Here is a 1,354-nt window from a genome sequence, read left to right as displayed (position 1 = left end):
ATTTTTTTTCATTGACTTCTTCTCGTATACTTATCCAGCTCCCCGCTTGAAACAGCTTTGTTATATTATCACTTTATTTCCTTATTGTCAATACCTTTTTTACAGTTTTTTTACTTTTTTTATAAAATTAAAAAAGGACTGTATAAACAGCCCTTAAAATTCATTGTTTACTTTACGGATTCACCCTCTATTATACTATGAGATACTATTATTTTTTTCTCTTTCAAGTCTTCACCTTCAAGCAATTTCACAAGAAGTCTTGCACTTATTGCTCCAACATCATACATATAGTGATTTATACTTGTAAGAGTTGGGTTAATCCATCTTCCGACTTCACAAGAATTTAAACTTGCAATACTTACGTCATCAGGAACTTTTTTTCCTGCTTCTTCAATAGCTTTTATTGCACCAAGAGCCATTTCATCATTTCCGCATATAACTACATTAGGAAGATCTCCTTTTAACATTTCCTGCATAGCTAAATATCCACCTTTCATTGTAAAGGCATTTTCATATATCTTATTTTTTTCTATTTTCATTCCAAGCATTTTGGATGTAGAAAAAATTACTTCTTCATTCTTCTTAGCATTATAATCTCTATTCTTATCACCATGTATTAAACCAAGAGTATTATGCCCCTTTCCTTTTATATATTCCATTAATGCATAAATACCTTGATTATAATCATTTATAACACTTGAATATTTACCTGCAGGATCTTCAACACCACATAATATTACAGGCATATTCATATATTCAAATTTTCTTTTTACAACTTCATCAAGTTCTCTGCCCGCAAATATAATTCCATCACATTGTTTTTGATAAAACAAATCCATAAATTCTTCTTCTTTTTTACTATCTGCATCACTGTTACAAATTATGGCATTATATCCACTCTGCATGCTTATATCCTGTACACCTCTAGCCATTTGTGCATAATATGGTATTGTAATATCATGTATAACAACACCAACAGTTTCAGTTTTTTGTAATTTTAAGCTTCTTGCTATGGCATTAGGTCTGTATCCTGTTTCTTTTATTGCTTGTAAAACTCTATCTTTTGTTTCTTCATTTACCAAAGGTACATTATTTATTACACGCGATACGGTAGCTATAGAAACATTAGCTTTCTTTGCAACATCTTTAATTTTTGCGCTCAATTTAGCACCTCCATATTTTTACTCTGTCATTATAAACTTCATTGTCATGTAAAAGTTTAAATTATTCTACCACATCATGTAATGATTTTCAATTAGTTATGATTTTTTAATAAAAATAATTAAAAAAAACTACATATAAATACAAAGTAGATTGAAAATAATGAAAAATTTAATATAATTTTATATAATAT

General features: G+C 28.4%; 1 protein-coding gene. It reads right to left on the bottom strand.

Going from position 1 to position 1,354, the window contains the following annotated elements:
* Positions 1–167: 167 nt before the first annotated feature.
* Positions 168–1,163, bottom strand: coding sequence for a LacI family DNA-binding transcriptional regulator (locus tag ACTQYZ_RS10025; RefSeq protein ID WP_441023589.1), 996 nt, complete (start codon positions 1,161–1,163; stop codon positions 168–170).
* Positions 1,164–1,354 lie beyond the last annotated feature (191 nt).

Origin of the sequence: Anaerofustis sp. LCP19S3_F7 (genome assembly GCF_052119445.1) — a bacterium.
Classification (GTDB): domain Bacteria; phylum Bacillota; class Clostridia; order Eubacteriales; family Anaerofustaceae; genus Anaerofustis; species Anaerofustis butyriciformans.
The sequence above is the reverse complement of the archived record's forward strand: the minus strand, read 5'-3'. Positions and strand labels throughout refer to the sequence as shown.